The sequence below is a fragment of the Streptomyces tauricus genome (assembly GCF_014650955.1).
GTDB classification, from domain to species: domain Bacteria; phylum Actinomycetota; class Actinomycetes; order Streptomycetales; family Streptomycetaceae; genus Streptomyces; species Streptomyces tauricus.
The window spans coordinates 64,609-82,609 of sequence record NZ_BMVY01000017.1 but is presented as its reverse complement, the minus strand read 5'-3'; the positions used below and the strand labels follow the sequence as shown (position 1 = coordinate 82,609).

The window sequence follows — 18,001 nt, the reverse complement described above, 5'->3', positions numbered from 1 at the left end:
AGGTCATTCTGGGTAGGAAGTTCGGTCACTACTCAAGCTGTTGCGCCCTGCCCGGGATCCGACCGAGATCCCGGGCAGGGCCGCGTCTCTTCCTGGTCAGCCCAGGAGGAACATCATGAGCACCATCAGCGGTACCAAGAAGATCACGGCTGTCGTCGTGGCCACCGGGCTCGGCCTCGCCGTGCTCAGTGCGTGCGGCTCGTCCGACTCCGGGGGCGAAGACGGCTCCGGGTCCAAGACCGTCACCCTCGTCAGCCATGACTCCTTCGCCTACACCAAGGACGTCCTGAAGGCGTTCGAGAAGGAGTCCGGGTACAAGGTCAGGGTCCTCAAGGACGGCGACGCCGGGCAGGCCGTCAACAAGGCGATCCTCACCAAGGACAACCCGCAGGGCGACGTCTTCTTCGGCGTCGACAACACCCTGCTGTCGCGCGCGCTCGACAACGGACTCTTCCAGTCGTACGAGGCAGAGGGCGCCGACGGAATCCAGGCGCAGTACCGCGTCGACCAGGACAAGCACCGGGTCACGCCCATCGACTCCGGTGACATCTGCGTCAACTACGACAAGGCCTGGTTCAGCGCGCACAAGCTGACCCCGCCGACGTCCTTCGACGATCTGATCAAGCCCGAGTACAAGGACCTGCTCGTCACCGAGAACGCCTCGACCTCCTCGCCCGGCCTCGGCTTCCTCCTCGGCACCGCCGCGAAGTACGGCGACGACGGCTGGGAGGGCTACTGGAAGAAGCTCAAGGCCAACGGCGTGAAGGTCGTCGACGGCTGGGAGCAGGCCTACAACGAGGAGTTCTCCGGGTCCGCCGGAGGCAAGAAGGCCAAGGGGGAGCGGCCGCTCGTCGTCTCGTACGCCTCGTCCCCGCCCGCCGAGGTCATCTACGCCGACCCGAAGCCCAGGACCGCGCCGACCGGCGTCGCGGACGGCACCTGCTTCCGCCAGGTCGAGTACGCGGGACTGCTCAGCAACGCCAAGAACACCGAGGGCGGCAAGGCACTCATCGACTTCCTGATCGGCAGGCAATTCCAGGAGGACATGCCGCTCAACATGTTCGTGTACCCGGTGGTCGAGGGTGCCAAGGTGCCCGACGCGTTCACGCAGTACGGGCCGGCCGCCGCGGACCCCGAGACCCTGGCTCCGGCCAGGATCGCCGACAACCGTGACGAGTGGGTCAAGTCATGGACCTCGCTCGTACTGAAGTAGCGCCTCCCGCCCGCCCCCGGTCGCCGCACCGGGGGAGCGTGGCGCGGCTCGGGCTCATGGCCGTGCCCGTCGCGTTCTTCGGGGTGTTCTTCGCCTATCCGGTCGTCGCGATCACCGTCCGCGGGCTGAAGGTCGACGGTGTCTGGCGGTTCGGGCGGATCGGGGACGTGCTCGCGCAGCCGGACATCCGGCACGTCCTGTGGTTCACGACCTGGCAGGCGCTCGCCTCGACCGCGCTCACCCTGCTGATCGCGCTCCCCGGCGCGTACGTCTTCGCGCGCTTCGAGTTCAGGGGCAAGCAGATTCTGCGGGCCGTGGTGACCGTCCCGTTCGTGCTGCCGACGGTCGTCGTGGGCACGGCCTTCCTGGCGCTGCTCGGGCGGGGCGGGCTGCTCGACGAGCTGTGGGGCGTACGCCTGGACACCACCGTGTGGGCCATCCTGCTCGCGCACGTCTTCTTCAACTACGCGGTCGTCGTCCGCACGGTCGGCGGCCTCTGGGCGCAGCTCGACCCGCGGCAGGAGGAGGCCGCGCGGATGCTCGGCGCCTCCCGGTTCACGGCCTGGCGCACGGTGACGCTCCCGGCGCTCGGACCGGCCGTGGCCGCTGCCGCGCTCATGGTGTTCCTCTTCACCTTCACCTCCTTCGGTGTCGTGCAGATCCTCGGCGGCCCCACTTTCTCGACGCTCGAAGTCGAGATCTACCGGCAGACCTCGGAGATCTTCGACCTCTCGACGGCCGCCGTGCTGACGCTCGTCCAGTTCGCCGCGGTGGGCGCGATCCTCGCCGTCCACGCCCGGACGGTACGACGACGGGAGACGGCCCTGCGGCTGGTGGACGCCGGAGCGACCGCGCGCCGGCCGCGCGGGGCGGGGCAGTGGGCGCTGCTCGCGGGCGTCCTCGGCTCCATCGCCGTCCTGCTCGTGCTGCCGCTGGCCGTCCTCGTCGAACGCTCGCTCGACGCCCCCGGATTCGGCTACTACAAGGCACTCACCCGCAACGAGGGCAGTCTCTTCCTGGTCCCGCCGATCGAGGCGGTCGGCAACTCGCTGCGGTACGCCTTCGCCGCGACCGCCATCGCCCTGCTGATCGGCGGACTCGCGGCCGCCGCCCTCACCCGCCGGGACGCCGGACGCCTCGGACGTCTCGTACGGGGCTTCGACGCGCTGCTCATGCTGCCGCTCGGCGTCTCCGCCGTGACCGTCGGCTTCGGCTTCCTCATCGCGCTCGACGAGCCGCCGCTGGACCTGCGGAGCACCTGGATCCTGGTGCCGCTCGCGCAGGCGCTGGTGGGCGTCCCCTTCGTCGTACGGACCATGCTGCCGGTGCTGCGCGCGGTGGACGGACGGCTGCGCGAGGCCGCGGCGGTGCTCGGGGCCTCGCCCTGGCGGGTGTGGCGCGAGGTCGATCTGCCGATGGTGCGGCGGGCGCTGCTGATCGCGGCCGGGTTCGCCTTCGCGGTGTCGCTGGGCGAGTTCGGCGCGACCGTCTTCATCGCACGGCCCGACAACCCGACGCTGCCGGTCGCCGTGGCGCGGCTGCTCGGGCGGGCCGGCGAACTCAACTACGGGCAGGCCATGGCCCTGTCGACCATCCTGATGCTGGTGTGCGCGGTGTCCCTGCTGGTCCTCGAACGCCTTCGCACCGGCCTTCGCTCCGACCGGACGGGAGAGTTCTGACGATGCTCAAACTCAAGGGGGCGACCGTACGGTTCGGGGGGCGGGCTGTGCTCGACGAGGTCGGGCTCGATGTCGCCGAGCACGAGATCGTGTGCGTCCTCGGGCCCAGCGGCAGTGGCAAGTCGACGCTGCTGAGGGCCGTCGCCGGGCTGCAGCACCTGGACGACGGGCGCATCTTCCTGGACGGCCGCGACCTCGACGGCGTACCCGCGCACAAGCGGGGGGTCGGCCTGATGTTCCAGGACCACCAGCTGTTCCCGCAGCGCGACGTGGCCGGAAACGTGGCCTTCGGGCTGCGGATGCACGGGGAGTCGAAGCAGCGGCAGGCGCTGAGGGTCGAGGAGTTGCTGACGCTCGTGGGTCTGCCGGGCGCGCAGGGCAGGGCCGTCGCCTCCCTCTCCGGCGGCGAGCAGCAGCGGGTCGCCCTCGCCCGCGCCCTGGCCCCCCGACCCCGGCTGCTCATGCTCGACGAACCGCTCGGCCAGCTGGACCGCTCGCTGCGCGAACGACTCGTGGTCGAACTGCGGGAACTGTTCGCGGAGTTGGGCACCACCGTGCTCGCGGTCACCCACGACCAGGGCGAGGCCTTCGCGCTCGCCGACCGGGTCGTCGTCATGCGGGACGGGCGGATCGCCCAGACGGGTACGCCCCTTGAGGTCTGGCAGCGGCTGGCCGACGCGTTCGTGGCCCGCTTCCTCGGCTTCGAGAACGTGACCGGGGCGACCGTCTCCGGCGAGGCCGCGGACACCCCCTGGGGCAAGCTGCCGGTGCCCTCGGACACGACCCAGGGCGAGGTCACGCTGCTCGTCAGACCCGCGGGCGTACGGCTCGTACCGGCCGGGGAGGGGCTGCGCTGCACGGTGGCCGCGCGGACCTTCCGGGGCACCCATGTCGCCGTACGACTGCAGCCCGAGGGGGCGCCGCGGCTTGAGGCGGCGTGTGCGCTGCGGGACGCGCCGGAGACCGGCGACGAGGTCGGGGTGGCCTTCGACGCAGCCGAAATTGTCGTACTCGCGGGAGTCGCCGGGCTCTAGGGTGCGGCCCATGACGCTACTCGGGCACGACCGTTACTGCGACGAAGTCGTCGGGCAGACCGCGCTGCTGCGGGCGCATCTCGCGGGCGGCGATCTCACCGCGACCGTGCCGACCTGCCCGGAGTGGACGCTGCGGCAACTCGCCGTGCATGTGGGCGAGGCCCACCGGTGGGCCGAGCACATCGTCCGCACGCGGGCGACCGGCGACGTGCCCGTCGAGGACGTGGCGGGGGCCCTGGGGCCCGAGGACGACGACCCCGTCTCCCTGGACGTCTGGCTCGCGGAGGGCGCGGAGACGGCCGCACGGACGTTCCGCGCCGCCGGGGCCGACGCGGCGGCCTGGTCCTGGGCGTGGGAGCACTCGGCCGGGTTCTGGGCGCGGCGCATGGCACACGAGACGGTGATCCACCGGGCCGACGCGGCCGGCACGGTCGGAGCGGCGTACGAGGTCGCGCAGGATCTGGCGGCGGACGCGATCGACGAGTGGCTGCAGATCGTGCGGTTCGCGCAGGAGAGGTATCCCGGGGACGCGGCGCGGGAGTTGCGTGGGGCGGGGCGGAGCATCCATCTGCATGCCACCGATGCCGTGGCGGGGCTCGATGCCGAGTGGATCGTCGAGTTCGACGACAAGGGGATCGGGTGGCGGCGGGGGCACGAGAAGGCGACGGTCGCGTTGCGGGGGCCGTTGACGGAGGTGTTGCTCGCCTTCTACCGGCGGGTTCCCGTGGACGGGGGGCGGTTGGAGGTGCTCGGGGAGCGGGAGTTGTTGGACTTCTGGCTTGAGCGGGCGTCTTTCGCCTGAGGGCGGTGGGGGGTGGGTGCGCAGTTCCCCGCGCCCCTGGGAACCCCTGCGGGGCTTCTGCGCCGTTCCCCGCGCCCCTAAAAGCGAAAGACTGCGCCGTTCCCCGCGCCCCTAAAAGCGAAAGACTGCGCCGTTCCCCGCGCCCCCAGAGGCGGAAGACCTGCGCCGTTCCTCGCGCCCCCAAGAGATTGCGCCGTTCCCCGCGCCCCTGGAAGGGGGGTGGGGGTGGACAGCGCGGTGGCCCGCCCCCTTCGTGGGGGCGGGCCACTTTTGTGCGTGGGTCAGCGGGTCTTTGCTGCGCCTCGGCGGCGGAGCGCGAACATCACGCCGGCGCCGGCCGCCACGAGCGCGGCCGCTATGCCGGCGATCGCACCGGTGTTGGAGCTGGAACCGGTCTCGGCGAGGTTCGAGTCGCCCGCGGGGGACGGGGCGTTGTCACCGGTCGACGCGGCCGGAGTGCTCTCCGACTCCGACGGCTCCGGGGACTCGGCGGGCTCCGAGGGCTCCTCCGCGGGCTCGGAGGGCTTCTCGGAAGGCTTCGGGGTCGCCGGAGGCGTGGTCGTCTCCGGGGACTCGCAGGCCTCGGACGGGGTGACGAGGTTCGGCTTGATGTCCTCGTCGACCTGGTTGCCGGCCTTGACGTGCACGCGGTACGTCGCGTTCGGCTTCCAGTCCTCGGAGAAGTCGATGGTCACGCCTTCACGCGTGCCCTCGACGTCCTGCTCGCCGACGAGCTTCGCGTCGGCGCCGTTCGACTGGAGGTAGACACTGACCCTGGCCTTGACGCCCGACGGGTCCTTGTCGGTGACACTGATGACGCCCTTGGTGCCGTCGCACTTGGCGACGGCCGAGAACTCGCTGATGTTGCAGGCGAGCGCGTTGCCGGCCAGGCCGAGCGTGAGCGCGGCCGAGGCGGAGGCAACTCCGAGAATGCGCACAGAACGTGCGGTACGGCGAGATATGGACACGATTGCCCTTCACGGGATGCACAAAATGAGGGGGGTTGATGGGAGCTACTGAGAAACAGCAATCCCAGACGCCTCACAGGTTTATTGGGCACCGTCTCCGGTTGTCAATCCGTGTGTCCGTCTTGCCCCTTGGCTTTTAGGTTTCATTTACACGCGACAGGCGGTCGAGCGCCTCCGGTGCCTCCTCGATCCGGTCCACCAGCGTGATGCGGGACTCCATCGAGCGGTCGCGGGCGAGGGCTTGCAGGAGCGGCCAGGCGGGCAGGCGTTCCGTCCAGTGGGCGCGGTCCACCAGGACCATGGGGGTGGGTTCGCCGCGGGACTCGTAGTAGTTGGGGGTCGTGTTGTCGAAGATTTCCTGCACTGTTCCCGCGGCGCCGGGCAGGAAGACCACCCCCGCGTTCGAGCGGGCCAGCAGACCGTCCTCGCGGGTGGCGTTGGCGAAGTACTTGGCTATGTGGGAGGCGAAGGCGTTCGGCGGCTCGTGCCCGTAGAACCAGGTGGGGATGCCGACGGAGGTGTTGCCCTTCGGCCAGCGCTCGCGCACGTCGAAGGCCGCGCGCGCCCAGTCGGTCACCGACGGCACGAACGACGGTGCCCTCGCGAGGAGTTCGCACGCCTCGTCCAGCATGCCGTCGCGGTACGGGGCCGCGTACGCGCCGAGGTTGGCCGCCTCCATCGCGCCGGGGCCGCCGCCCGTCGCCACCGTGAACCCGGCGCGGGCGAGCGCGCGGCCCAGCCTGGCCGCGCCCCCATACGCCTGCGTGCCGCGCGCGATCGCGTGTCCGCCCATCACGCCCACCACGCGCGCCCCGCGCAGGAGTTCGTCGAGGGCGTCGGAGACGGCGTCGTCGTGGATGGAGCGCAGCATCGACGCGTAGATGTCGCCGTCGGCCCGGGTCTGCTGGAACCAGTCGTACGCGACGGCGTCCGGCGTCGCCTCGTAGCCCTTGTCGAGGGAGCCGAACAGCTCGTCGGGCGTGTAGAGATGACCGCGGTACGGGTCGAACGGCACATCGGGCAGCGGCGGGAAGACGAGCGCGCCGTCGGCCCGGATCTTCGCCGCCGCGTTCTCCCGCATCGCGCAGCCCAGGAAGACGGCGCCCGCGGTGTCGCTGGCGAGCAGCTCTCTCGTACGGTCCGTCAGATCGACGGCCTGCACGCGGAAGCCGGTGAGGGCGCCGCGGGCCGAGACGGTCGCGTCGAACTCCTCCAGCGTCTCGATCTCACGGTCGTTGTGATGGGCCACATGGGCGGGGCTCGTCTGCACCCGCCCATGTAAGCACGGCCTCTTTCGGCGTGGCCCGTTCGGTCGCGGCCGGGGGAATCAGCCCTGGACGACGGACGGGTCCATCCACATGACCTCCCAGGTGTGGCCGTCCGGGTCGTCGAAGGCGCGCCCGTACATGACGCCGTGGTCCTGGGTCTCCCCGCTCGCCGAGCCGCCCGCGGCGATCGCCTTGTCGACCAGTTCGTCGACCTTCTCGCGGCTCTCGGCGCTGAGACACAGCAGCACCTCACTCGTCTTCGTCGAGTCGGCGATCTCCTTCTTCGTGAAGTCCGCGTAGCGCTGCTTGTTCAGCAGCATCGCGACGATCGTGTCGCTGATGACGACGGACGCTGCGTTCTCGTCCGAGAACTGCGCGTTGATCGTGTAGCCCAGGTCCGAGAAGAACTTCTTGGACACCTCCACGTCGTTCACGGCCAGGTTCACGAAGATCATCTGCTGGTACATGGGAGGTCCTCCGTCAGGTGAGTTGCTGTTCGAAGGGTCAGACCGACACCTCACCGGAAAATCATCGGTCCGCGCGCATCTTTTTCGTACGCGCACTCGACCGTTCGATCGTTCCTCGGCGTACGCCGTGTCAGCGGACCAGTGGCATGGCCGCCAGCTCCGCGATCGCCCAGGTCAGCGGGGTGAGGACGGTGAACAGGGCGCCGGCGCGGAGGGCGGCGGCGGCGCGCAGCGTCGAGGCGGGCGCGCCGATCCGCAGCAGGGCCGCGGTGGTTTCGGCGCGGGCGTTCCTCGCCTCGACGGCGGCGGTCAGCAGCGTCGCCACGGCGCACCCGGCGACGAGCAGCATGCCGAGCGTGGTGAGGGGGCCGATGCCGGGACGTGTTCCGGTGTAGAGCACGGCCATGGCGTACGTGCCCGACGCCACCGCGCACACCACGCCGAGGGGGCGTCCGATGCGGGTCGCCTCCTCCATGAGCACGCGTCCGGCCAGCAGCCGCAGGGCGCCGGGTCGCAGGGACTGGAGGAGCCTGCCGCAGAAGTGCGTGAGGGCGGGGCCGGCCAGCGCGAGGCCGAACGCGGTGAGTGCCCAGCCGACGAGTACGCCGAAGGGGCCTCCGGTGAATCCGCCGGGCAGCGTGGGGCCCTCGTGGGCGGAGGCGGCGCGGCCGGCGTACGTCTCCACGGCGAGGCCCGCGGCCAGCACGGCCGCGCCCCAGGGGAGGCCGCCGGGGGTGGGGGCGGGGGCCAGGGGGTCGTGGGGGTTCCGCGGGCCGGTGGGGGTTGCCCACGCAGTTCCGCGGGCCCCTTGGGGGGCCCGTTCGGTCAAGTGGGCCGGTGTGGGTGCGTCCCTGGGCGGGTGGGTTCCGAGGCGGGCGTAGCTGGGGGAGCCGATGCGTTCGGTGGGGCGGCCGTAGCCGCCGAAACCGGACAGCAGGCCCGGGCGTCCGCTCACCACGGGGCGGGGCGGGCGCGAACCGCGCGGGCGCAGTACGACCGCGCTGGCCGCGGACGCGAGGACCGGCACCAGCGCAAGGAGCGTGAGCGTGGCGGGCAGGGGCAGCGGCTGGTTCGCGGCGAGGAAGCCGGCCGCGTCGCCGTCGAAGGGGAGGCCGGTCAGATCGCCGCGCAGGTGCAGGAAGAACAGCAGCGCGACCATCGAGCCGAGCGTGCAGGACACGGCGGTGGAGACGGCTGCCAGGACCATCAGCTGCCCGGGTCCCAGACCGATCGCCGCGAGCCCGGCCCGGGGGCGGGTGGCCGGGTCGGTCCGGGCGACGGCGACCGCGAACTGCACGGTGGCCGCGATCGGCGCGAGGCACCAGGCGAGCCGGAGCACGGCCGCCGTGGACGCGTCCGGGTGCCCCAGCGCGTATCCCAGGGTGCACAGGAGCAGGAAGCCGGTGCCCGCGGACGCCGCGGCGACGAGGAGCCTGCGGAACTGGACGGCGGGGTTGGCCCCGCGGACTAGGCGGAGAGCGAGCACGCGGCCCGGCCTTCCGTCTCGGTGGGCTCGCCGGGCTGGCCCGGCTGGCTGGGATCGGGTGCTGCGCTCGGGCCGCCCGGCCCGCTGGGCTCGCGGGATCTGGTGGGCTCCGTCGATTCCGCGAGCGGTGGCAGATGGACGGTGTCCACGCGCCGGCCGTCGAGCAGCGACACCGTGCGGTCGGCGAGCGCCGCGGTGTCCGCGTCGTGCGTGGCCAGGACGACGGTGATCCCGTGCGAACGGGCCGCCGCGGTGAGCGTGCGCAGCACCTGGGCGCGGTCGGCGCGGTGCAGCGGCGCGGTCGGCTCGTCGGCGAAGATCACGCTCGGCGCGGGCGCCAGCGCGCGGGCGATGGCCACCCGCTGGCGCTCCGCCTGGAGCAGGGCGTACGGGCGTTTGCGGGCGCAGCCGCCGACGTCCAGGCGGTCCAGCCACTCCAGCGCGGTGGTCCTGGCCCGGCGGCGGCTCACGCCGCGCAGCATCAGGAGCAGGGCGGCGTTCTCCCAGGCGGTCAGCTCGGGGACGAGAACCGGAGCCGGGTCGATCCAGCCGAAACGGTCGCGGCGCAGTCGCTCGCGCCGCCTCGGGCTCATGGTGTGGACGGGCGTGCTGTCGAACCAGACCTCGCCCTCCTGCGCCGTGAGCTGACCCGACAGACAGCGCAGGAGGGTCGTCTTGCCGCTGCCGCGCGGGCCGCCGACGGCGAGGATCTCGCCCTCGCGGACCCCGAGGGAGACGCCGGTGAGTGCGGGTGAGCCGTTGTGTGTGACGTGCAGGGCGCGTGCCCAGAGCACGTCGTTGTCCGGCGGAGCCGCCATCGCGTACACCTCTTCAGATCTGATTGCGCTGCCCGGGCGGCCTCGGAAGGTCGTCGGGTCCCCCGGTCGGGGGAACGAAGGCAGGGCCGATCGGTCACTGGGCACGCTAGGGAGTCGGGGCCCGGAGGCAGGACAGCACGCGGCCCCGGGGCGCGCATTCTCACTCGAACGGGCGCCACCGGGGCCGGTGTTGATCACTTGTTCAGCTCAAAGGTTCAGCGGGCGGTCGGGCGGGCCGGTGAGCGGCCGTCCCCGCCGACAGGTTCGGCTCAGAGCTTCGCCCAGGCCTCCGTCAGCACCTGGCGGACGATGCCCTCGATCTCGTCGAACGTCGACTGGTCGGAGATCAGCGGCGGCGACAGCTGGATGACCGGGTCACCGCGGTCGTCGGCGCGGCAGTAGAGGCCGTACTCGAAGAGCTTCTTGGAGACGAAGCCGTAGAGCACGCGCTCCGACTCCTCGTCCGTGAAGGTCTCCTTGGTGGCCTTGTCCTTCACCAGCTCGATGCCGTAGAAGAAGCCGTTGCCGCGGACGTCGCCGACGATCGGCAGGTCGTGCAGCTTCTGGAGCGTGGACAGGAACGCGCCCTCGTTGTCCAGGACGTGCTGGTTGAGGTTCTCGCGCTCGAAGATGTCGAGGTTCGCGAGGCCCACGGCCGCCGACACCGGGTGGCCGCCGAAGGTGTAGCCGTGCAGGAAGGTGTTGTCGCCCTGGTAGAACGGCTCGGCCAGCCGGTCCGAGATGATGCAGGCGCCGATCGGGGAGTAGCCCGAGGTCATGCCCTTGGCGCAGGTGATCATGTCCGGTACGTAGTCGAACTTGTCGCAGGCGAACATCGTGCCGAGGCGGCCGAAGGCGCAGATGACCTCGTCCGACACGAGCAGCACGTCGTACTGGTCGCAGATCTCGCGCACCCGCTGGAAGTACCCGGGCGGCGGCGGGAAGCAGCCGCCGGCGTTCTGCACGGGCTCCAGGAAGACGGCGGCGACCGTCTCGGGGCCCTCCATGAGGATCTGCTGCTCGATCTCGTCGGCGGCCCAGCGGCCGAAGACCTCCGGGTCGACGCCCGAACCGGTGTCGAGGAAGGCGGGCGCGCGGTAGAGGTTGGTGTTCGGCACCTTGTGGGCGCCGGGGACCAGCGGCTCGAACGGGGCCTTCAGGGCGGGCAGGCCGGTGATGGACAGGGCGCCCTGCGGGGTGCCGTGGTAGGCGACCGCACGCGAGATGACCTTGTACTTGGTCGGCTTGCCCTGCAGCTTGAAGTACTGCTTGGCGAGCTTCCACGCGGTCTCGACGGCCTCGCCGCCGCCGGTGGTGAAGAAGACCTTGTTCAGGTCGCCGGGAGCGTGGTGCGCGAGGCGCTCGGCCAGCTCGACGGCCTTCGGGTGGGCGTACGACCAGATCGGGAAGAAGGCCAGTTCCTTGGCCTGCTTGGCGGCCGTCTCGGCCAGCTCGGCACGGCCGTGGCCCGCCTGGACCACGAACAGACCGGCCAGACCGTCGAGGTAGCGCTTGCCCTTGTCGTCGTAGATGTAGGTGCCCTCGCCACGGACGATCGTGGGGACGGGCGCGTTCTCGTACGAGGACATGCGGGTGAAGTGCATCCACAGGTGGTCGTACGCGGTGCGGCTGAGGTCCTTGGCAGTCACGGCTATCGGGTTCCCCACATGTAGGTCTGCTTCTTGAGCTTGAGGTAGACGAAGCTCTCGGTGGAGCGCACGCCGGGCAGGATCCGGATGCGTTTGTTGATGACGTCCAGCAGGTGGTCGTCGTCCTCGCAGACGATCTCGGCGAGGATGTCGAAGGAGCCCGCGGTCATCACCACGTACTCGACCTCCGGCATGGCGGTCAGCGCGTCCGCGACCGGTTCCAGGTCGCCGTCGGCGTTGATGCCCACCATCGCCTGCCTGCGGAAGCCCACGGTGAGCGGGTCCGTGACGGCGACGATCTGCATCACGCCCTGGTCGAGCAGCTTCTGGACGCGCTGGCGCACGGCCGCCTCGGAAAGGCCCACGGCCTTGCCTATCGCGGCGTACGGCCGGCGGCCGTCCTCCTGGAGCTGCTCGATGATGCCGAGGGAGACGGCATCCAGCTGAGGGGTGCCGCTCCTGGACTCACGGGAGTCCCGGGAATCCCTGGGGTCTGCGCTTCGACTGGCCACGCGCTCACTCTGCACGAGGGCTCGACAGTTCCGCAAGGTGTGATCGATGAAATTCGTTGTTTACGTGTTCGAAGTCTGCGGATTTCGCAGCTCTGGGGCCAACGGGGGTGTTGAAAACGTCGGGGCGAGGATTAGGGTGGGAGGGCAGGCGTCTCAGGTAGTGGACACCTGGGGCGAAGGACCGTAGAAGAACAGTCGTAGGACATCCGTTGTGGACATCCGACAGGAGGGCCGGGCAGTGAGCACCGAGCTGCGTCGTCTGCGTAATTACATCGCCGGAGAGTTCCGCGATGCCGCCGATGGACGGACCACGGACGTGGTCAACCCCGCGACGGGCGAGGCGTACGCCACCGCGCCGCTGTCCGGCCAGGCCGACGTCGACGCCGCGATGGAGGCCGCCGCCGCGGCCTTCCCCGCCTGGCGCGACCAGACCCCCGCCGAGCGGCAGAAGGCCCTCCTCAAGATCGCGGACGCCTTCGAGGAGCGGGCCGAGGAACTCATCGCCGCCGAGGTCGAGAACACCGGCAAGCCCATCGGACTGACCCGGTCCGAGGAGATCCCGCCCATGGTCGACCAGATCCGCTTCTTCGCGGGCGCGGCCCGCATGCTGGAGGGCAGGTCGGCCGGCGAGTACATGGAGGGCCTGACCTCGATCGTCCGCCGCGAGCCGGTCGGTGTCTGCGCGCAGGTCGCGCCGTGGAACTACCCGATGATGATGGCCGTGTGGAAGTTCGCGCCGGCGCTCGCCGCGGGCAACACGGTCGTGCTCAAGCCGTCCGACACCACTCCGGCGTCCACGGTCCTGATCGCCGAGATCATCGGCTCGGTCGTCCCCGAGGGTGTCTTCAACGTCATCTGCGGCGATCGCGACACCGGCCGTCTGATGGTCGAGCACAAGACCCCGGCCATGGCGTCGATCACCGGTTCCGTACGGGCCGGCATCTCCGTCGCCGAGTCCGCCGCCAAGGACGTCAAGCGGGTCCACCTGGAGCTGGGCGGCAAGGCGCCCGTCGTGGTCTTCGAGGACACCGACATCGCCAAGGCCGTCGAGGACATCTCGGTGGCGGGCTTCTTCAACGCGGGCCAGGACTGTACGGCCGCCACCCGCGTCCTCGTCCAGGAGTCCATCCACGACGAGTTCACGGCCGCGCTCGCCAAGGCCGCCGCGGACACCAAGACCGGCATGCCGGACGACGAGGACGTGCTGTACGGGCCGCTCAACAACCCGAACCAGCTCAAGCAGGTCACCGGCTTCATCGAGCGGCTGCCCGCGCACGCCAAGGTCGAGGCGGGCGGCCACCGCGTCGGAGAGAAGGGCTACTTCTACGCCCCGACCGTCGTCTCCGGCCTGAAGCAGGACGACGAGATCATCCAGAACGAGGTGTTCGGCCCGGTCATCACCGTCCAGTCCTTCACGGACGAGGCCCAGGCCGTCGAGTACGCGAACGGCGTCGAGTACGCGCTGGCCTCCTCCGTCTGGACGAAGGACCACGCACGCGCGATGCGCATGTCCAAGGTCCTCGACTTCGGCTGCGTATGGATCAACACGCACATCCCGCTGGTCGCGGAGATGCCCCACGGCGGCTTCAAGCACTCCGGCTACGGCAAGGACCTGTCGGGGTACGGGTTCGACGACTACACGCGGATCAAGCACGTCATGACGTCGCTGGGCTGAGGAGTCGGTAGGCGGTACCGGGATACGGGGGTGCGGCCCCGGGCGGGAGTCGGTCCGCCCGGGGCCGCTACAGGTGCTGCTGCCGGTGCCGAGCACCGGTTCGGTGGCCGGACGCGGGTCAGCCGCTGAAGACGAGCCCCTCGACGCTCGACTCCGTGTCGCCGTCCTCGCGCTGATCGCCGCTCCCCTTCTCCCCGGTCCCCTTCTCGCGCTGCCGGATCTCGCCGCAGCCGCCGGGGCCGGGGAAGGGGCCGTCGCCCTTCCCGGGCAGGTCACCGGGCGGGACCGGGAGCTTGACGCCGATCTCGTCGAGGATGTCCTGACAGGCCTTCGCGGCCTTGCGGAACTCCTTCGAGGTCGGGTCCGGGCGCTTCGCCCCGTCACCCTCACCCCGGTCGATCCGCACCTTCACCCCGCGGCCCCCGTCCGCCGTATAGATGACGATGTCGGGGAAGTCCTCCAGCCCGTTGTCCCGCATGCACTCGGTGTACGCGCGGGACGCCTTGTCCTGGCGCTTCCAGTCGGTAGAGCCGTCGTCCTCCGGCGGCTTCGCCGACGACGAGTCACCGTCGGACGGCGAGGGCGATCCGGCGGCCACGGACTGACCGGCGTACACCCCGCCGAGCGTGAGAGCGCTGATCAGGGCGCAGGCGGCGGCCAGTCGGCGGTGCCGTTTCGTCGAACTTCGCATGGGTTCCTCCCTGGTGTCTCCGGCTGCGTCGGCTGTTCGGGGACGCAGGTCGTCGGTCGGGAACACCTCAGCGCGCGGGCGGTTACGGCACGGGAACGGGCGCTCTTACCACCCTGTTACCGTCCGGCGGGCACGCTGGCCGCAGGGTTCGCAACAGCCGGAGACGCAGCCGGAGATGCCGATGCGCGTATTGGTGGTCGAGGACCACGAGGAGCTCGCCGAGACCGTCGCGGCGGGACTGCGCAGAGAGGGGATGGCCGTCGATCTCGCACTGGACGGCCATGCGGCGCTGGAGCGGGCCACGGTCAACGGATACGACGTCGTCGTGCTCGACCGTGACCTGCCCGGACTGCACGGTGACCGGGTCTGCCGGGCCCTGGCCGAGGGGGGCAGCCGGGCGCGGGTACTGATGCTGACCGCGTCCGGCACGGTCGCCGACCGGGTCGCGGGGCTCGGTATGGGCGCCGACGACTACCTGCCGAAGCCCTTCGCCTTCACCGAACTCGTCGCGCGGATACGAGCCCTGGGGCGGCGCGCGCAGCCCGCGTTGCCGCCCGTACTGGTCCGCGGCGACCTGCGGCTCGACCCCGCCCGTCGGGTGGCGTCCCGCGAGGGGCGGCAACTGCCGCTCGGCCCGAAGGAGTTCGCGGTCCTGGAGCTGCTGATGGCGGCCGGCGGGGCGGTGGTCTCCGCCGAGGAACTGCTGGAGCGCGGCTGGGACGAGGCGGCCGATCCCTTCACCCAGACCGTGAAGGTGACGGTCAGCAGGCTGCGGCGCAAGCTCGGTGACCCACCGTTGATAGAGACGGTGGCGCAGGCGGGGTACCGGGTGTGAGCGGTGTGAGCGGTACAGGCCGCGTGGGCGGTACGGGCGTGGTGCGCGGCCGGTTCGCGTTCCCGGGGGCGCGGAGGGGGCGGCGGCCGCAGAGCGTCCGGTGGCGGTTGACCCTGCTCTACAGCGGGCTGTTCGTCGTGACGGGGGCGGTGCTGCTGGCGCTCACGTACGCGCTCGTGGCCGACGACCAGTCGCTGGCCGTGTCGGGATCGGGATCCGGATCGGGAGCGGGATCTGGTGAGCGGCCGACGCCGGGGGAGGGTGAGGCCGGTACGGGGGACACGGGCTCCGGGCCGGTCGTGAAGCCGGGGGCGGGCGCGGTCGAGAGGTATGTGCGCGAGCGGCTGGCCGTCCAGCGCAACGACCAGCTCCACCAGTTGCTCATCGAGTCGGGGATCGCGCTCGGTGTCATGGTGATCGCCTCGCTGATCCTCGGCTGGCTGGTCGCGGGGCGGGTTCTCGCGCCGCTCAGGGACATGGCGGTCGCGGCCCGGCGGATCTCCGCGGACGATCTGCACCGGCGCCTCGCCGTGTCCGGCCCCGACGACGAACTCAAGGTCCTCGCCGACACGTTCGACGATCTGCTCGCCCGGCTCGAGGGCGCCTTCGAGGCGCAGCGGCGGTTCGTGGCCAACGCGTCGCACGAGTTGCGTACTCCGCTCACCCTCCAGCAGGCCGTCGTCGACGTGGCGCTGGCCGACCCGCGCGCCGACGCCGCGTCCCTGCGGGCGGCCTGTCTCCGGGTGCGGGCCGCCGGGCAGGAGCAGGAGCGGCTGATCGAGGCGCTGCTCACGCTGGCGCGCGGGCAGCGGGCCGAGCCCGAGCGGGAGTCGGTGGATCTCGCGGTCCTGGCGGCTGAGCTGCTGCCCCAGGACGGGTCCGGGGTCGGGCACGGCCCCGGGCCCCGGGTGGCTGCCGAGTTGGCCTCCGCGCCGCTCGTCGGGGACCCGCACCTGGTCGGGCGGATGGTGAGCAACCTGCTGGAGAACGCCGTCCGCCACAACGTGCCGCAGGGGGCGGGCGGTTGGGTCACCGTCTGGACCGGGGTCGTCGACGGGCGGGCCTCGTTGCGGATCGCCAACAGCGGGCCGGTGGTGCCGGCCGATCAGGTGGGCGCGCTGTTCGAACCGTTCCGGAGGGTGGGGGTGGAGCGGGTGCGGGGGCGCTCCCGCGAGGGGGCGGGGCTGGGGCTGTCGATCGTGGCGGCGATCGTGGGGGCGCATGGGGGTGTGGTGGAGGCGCGGGCGCGGGGGGAGGGCGGGTTGTGGGTGGAGGTGGTGTTCCCGCCCCCGCCGCCCCTTCCCTCCCCCCTCTCGGCTGCGCTCGAGCGGGGGACCCCCATCGTCCACGTCTCGGGGGCGCTGCCCCCGAACCCCCGCTCCTCAAACGCCGGAGGGGCTGACTACCAGCCCGTCCGGCGTTTGAGGACGAGCGCGCAGCGCGATACGGGGGGCGAGGGGGCGCAGCCCCCATGTGTGGACGGGAACGGGTAGGGGCGGCGGGGGCGACACCCTGTCGCCCGACGGGCCTACCGCTGGACGCAACGTCCATTGCCCGCCCGCCAGGGCACCCGGCATGCTGCGGACGTGCCAGCGAACCGGAGCCACCCCACCCCGAGAACCCGCATGTCCCGCCGCTCCCTGCTGCGCACCCTCGGCACGGGCGCCGCGACCGTGCTCGCCGCGGGCTGCGGGGTGCCCGCCGCGTACGTCGCCCCCGCAGACCGCCGAAGAAGCGATCTGTCGGCCACGGAGAAGCGCCTGACCTGGGCGAACTGGCCGCTCTACATCGACACGGACGACGAGGACGAGTCACGGCGCCCGACCCTGGAGGCTTTCGGGAAGCGGACCGGGATCGCGGTCACGTACACCGAGGAGATCAACGACAACGACGAGTTCTTCGGCAAGGTCAGCCCGTCCCTGATGAACCACCAGGAGACCGGCCGGGACCTGATCGTCATCAGCGACTGGATGTGCGCGCGGTTCGTACGCCTCGGCTGGGTCCAGGAGATGGACCGCTCCCGGCAGCCGAACATCACCGAGTACCTCGACCCGCAACTGCGTTCCCCGGCCTTCGACCCGGGGCGCCGCCACACCGTGCCGTGGCAGTCGGGGATCACCGGTATCGCGTACAACCGCCGCAGGCTGGGCCGGGAGATCCGGCACGTGTCCGATCTGTGGGCCGCCGACCTCAAGGGCCGCGTCACGCTCCTGTCGGGGCTCGACGAGGCGTTCGCGCTGCTGATGCAGGGCAACGGCGTCGACATCACCCGGTGGACCGCGGACGACTTCCACAGGATGTGCGACCAGGTCGACAAGCTCGTCCGCGCGGACCACATCCGCCGCTTCACCGGCAACGACTACATCAAGGACCTGTCGAGCGGTGACGTGCTGGCCTGCCAGGCGTACAGCGGTGACGTGATCCAGCTCCAGGCCGACGATCCCGACATCGAGTTCGTCGTGCCTCAGGAGGGAGCCGAGTTCTGGTCCGAGTCCCTGATGATCCCGAACCTCGCCCGCCACAAGGCGAACGCCGAAAAACTCGTCGACTACTACTACGAGCCCGCCGTGGCCGCCGAACTCGCCGCCTGGGTCAACTACGTCTGCCCCGTCCCGGCCGCCCAGGACATCCTGGCCTCCGCCAAGGACGAGGAGACCGCCGCCCTCGCCGAGGACCCGCTCATCTTCCCCGACACCGCCATGCGCAAGAGGCTCGCGATCGCCCGCGACATCACCGCGAAGGAACGCACGGAGTTCGCGAAGCGCTGGAACGCGATCGCGGGTCTGTAGGACGCGACGTCGCTGTGTGGGACGAGGCCCTGATTCCGTAGCCGGGCCGGATCGGGTCAGCCGGGCCGGGTCAGTCGGGCCGAGTCAGCCGGGGCCGAGTCAGCCGGGGCCGAGC

General features: G+C 71.2%; 16 protein-coding genes. 8 read left to right on the top strand and 8 right to left on the bottom strand.

Annotation, left to right across the window (positions count from 1 at the left end; translation table 11 throughout):
• Positions 1-115 precede the first annotated feature (115 nt).
• Genes IE278_RS24470 through IE278_RS24455 form a run of 4 tightly spaced genes read left to right on the top strand, consistent with a single transcriptional unit; the run spans position 116 to position 4,728 of the window.
• Positions 116-1,213 (top strand): thiamine ABC transporter substrate-binding protein, encoded by a 1,098-nt coding sequence (locus IE278_RS24470; protein ID WP_373312073.1) that lies wholly within the window; start codon positions 116-118, stop codon positions 1,211-1,213.
• Positions 1,189-2,892, top strand: coding sequence for an ABC transporter permease (locus tag IE278_RS24465; protein WP_189775412.1), 1,704 nt, complete (start codon positions 1,189-1,191; stop codon positions 2,890-2,892). Before IE278_RS24470 ends, IE278_RS24465 begins: the two co-directional genes overlap by 25 nt.
• Positions 2,893-2,894: 2 nt before the next feature.
• Positions 2,895-3,926 (top strand): ABC transporter ATP-binding protein, encoded by a 1,032-nt coding sequence (locus IE278_RS24460; protein WP_189775411.1) that lies wholly within the window; start codon positions 2,895-2,897, stop codon positions 3,924-3,926.
• A 10-nt stretch (positions 3,927-3,936) separates the two neighbouring features.
• Positions 3,937-4,728, top strand: a complete 792-nt coding sequence (locus tag IE278_RS24455; RefSeq protein ID WP_189775410.1) for a maleylpyruvate isomerase family mycothiol-dependent enzyme — start codon at positions 3,937-3,939, stop codon at positions 4,726-4,728.
• 281 nt (positions 4,729-5,009) lie between these two features.
• Here the strand turns inward: IE278_RS24455 and IE278_RS24450 are convergent, their stop codons facing one another.
• The 7 genes from IE278_RS24450 to IE278_RS24420 all read right to left on the bottom strand — a co-directional run bounded on the left by IE278_RS24450 (position 5,010) and on the right by IE278_RS24420 (position 11,911).
• Positions 5,010-5,666, bottom strand: coding sequence for an LAETG motif-containing sortase-dependent surface protein (locus IE278_RS24450; protein ID WP_246570569.1), 657 nt, complete (start codon positions 5,664-5,666; stop codon positions 5,010-5,012).
• A 166-nt stretch (positions 5,667-5,832) separates the two neighbouring features.
• On the bottom strand, positions 5,833-6,966 hold the full coding sequence (locus tag IE278_RS24445; RefSeq protein WP_189775408.1) for an LOG family protein: 1,134 nt from the start codon (positions 6,964-6,966) through the stop codon (positions 5,833-5,835).
• A 57-nt stretch (positions 6,967-7,023) separates the two neighbouring features.
• A complete protein-coding gene (locus IE278_RS24440) occupies positions 7,024-7,431 on the bottom strand; it encodes a VOC family protein (RefSeq protein WP_189775407.1) in 408 nt (135 codons plus the stop codon).
• Positions 7,432-7,561: 130 nt separating this feature from the next.
• Positions 7,562-8,917, bottom strand: coding sequence for a hypothetical protein (locus tag IE278_RS24435; protein WP_189775406.1), 1,356 nt, complete (start codon positions 8,915-8,917; stop codon positions 7,562-7,564).
• Positions 8,899-9,735 carry an ABC transporter ATP-binding protein gene (locus IE278_RS24430; RefSeq protein ID WP_189775405.1) on the bottom strand — a complete coding sequence of 279 codons (837 nt, stop codon included), beginning with the start codon at positions 9,733-9,735 and terminating at the stop codon, positions 8,899-8,901. The genes IE278_RS24435 and IE278_RS24430 overlap by 19 nt, the downstream gene beginning before the upstream one ends.
• A 269-nt stretch (positions 9,736-10,004) precedes the next feature.
• On the bottom strand, positions 10,005-11,402 hold the full coding sequence (locus IE278_RS24425) for an aspartate aminotransferase family protein (RefSeq protein WP_189775404.1): 1,398 nt from the start codon (positions 11,400-11,402) through the stop codon (positions 10,005-10,007).
• On the bottom strand, positions 11,387-11,911 hold the full coding sequence (locus IE278_RS24420; protein ID WP_189775403.1) for an Lrp/AsnC family transcriptional regulator: 525 nt from the start codon (positions 11,909-11,911) through the stop codon (positions 11,387-11,389). The genes IE278_RS24425 and IE278_RS24420 overlap by 16 nt, the downstream gene beginning before the upstream one ends.
• 223 nt (positions 11,912-12,134) lie before the next feature.
• Between IE278_RS24420 and IE278_RS24415 the strand changes: the two genes are divergently transcribed.
• Positions 12,135-13,571, top strand: a complete 1,437-nt coding sequence (locus IE278_RS24415) for a gamma-aminobutyraldehyde dehydrogenase (protein ID WP_189775402.1) — start codon at positions 12,135-12,137, stop codon at positions 13,569-13,571.
• Positions 13,572-13,689: 118 nt separating this feature from the next.
• On the opposite strand, the gene IE278_RS24410 is transcribed toward IE278_RS24415, so the two are convergent.
• Positions 13,690-14,262, bottom strand: a complete 573-nt coding sequence (locus IE278_RS24410) for a hypothetical protein (protein WP_189775401.1) — start codon at positions 14,260-14,262, stop codon at positions 13,690-13,692.
• Between the two features lie 181 nt (positions 14,263-14,443).
• Between IE278_RS24410 and IE278_RS24405 the strand changes: the two genes are divergently transcribed.
• The 3 genes from IE278_RS24405 to IE278_RS24395 all read left to right on the top strand — a co-directional run bounded on the left by IE278_RS24405 (position 14,444) and on the right by IE278_RS24395 (position 17,886).
• A complete protein-coding gene (locus IE278_RS24405) occupies positions 14,444-15,097 on the top strand; it encodes a response regulator transcription factor (RefSeq protein ID WP_189775400.1) in 654 nt (217 codons plus the stop codon).
• A gap of 5 nt (positions 15,098-15,102) precedes the next feature.
• Entirely contained in the window at positions 15,103-16,590 is a 1,488-nt protein-coding gene (locus IE278_RS24400) for a sensor histidine kinase (protein WP_246570567.1), read from the top strand.
• Positions 16,591-16,722: 132 nt separating this feature from the next.
• Complete coding sequence (locus tag IE278_RS24395) at positions 16,723-17,886, top strand: ABC transporter substrate-binding protein (RefSeq protein WP_189775475.1); 1,164 nt, start codon at positions 16,723-16,725, stop codon at positions 17,884-17,886.
• Positions 17,887-18,001 lie beyond the last annotated feature (115 nt).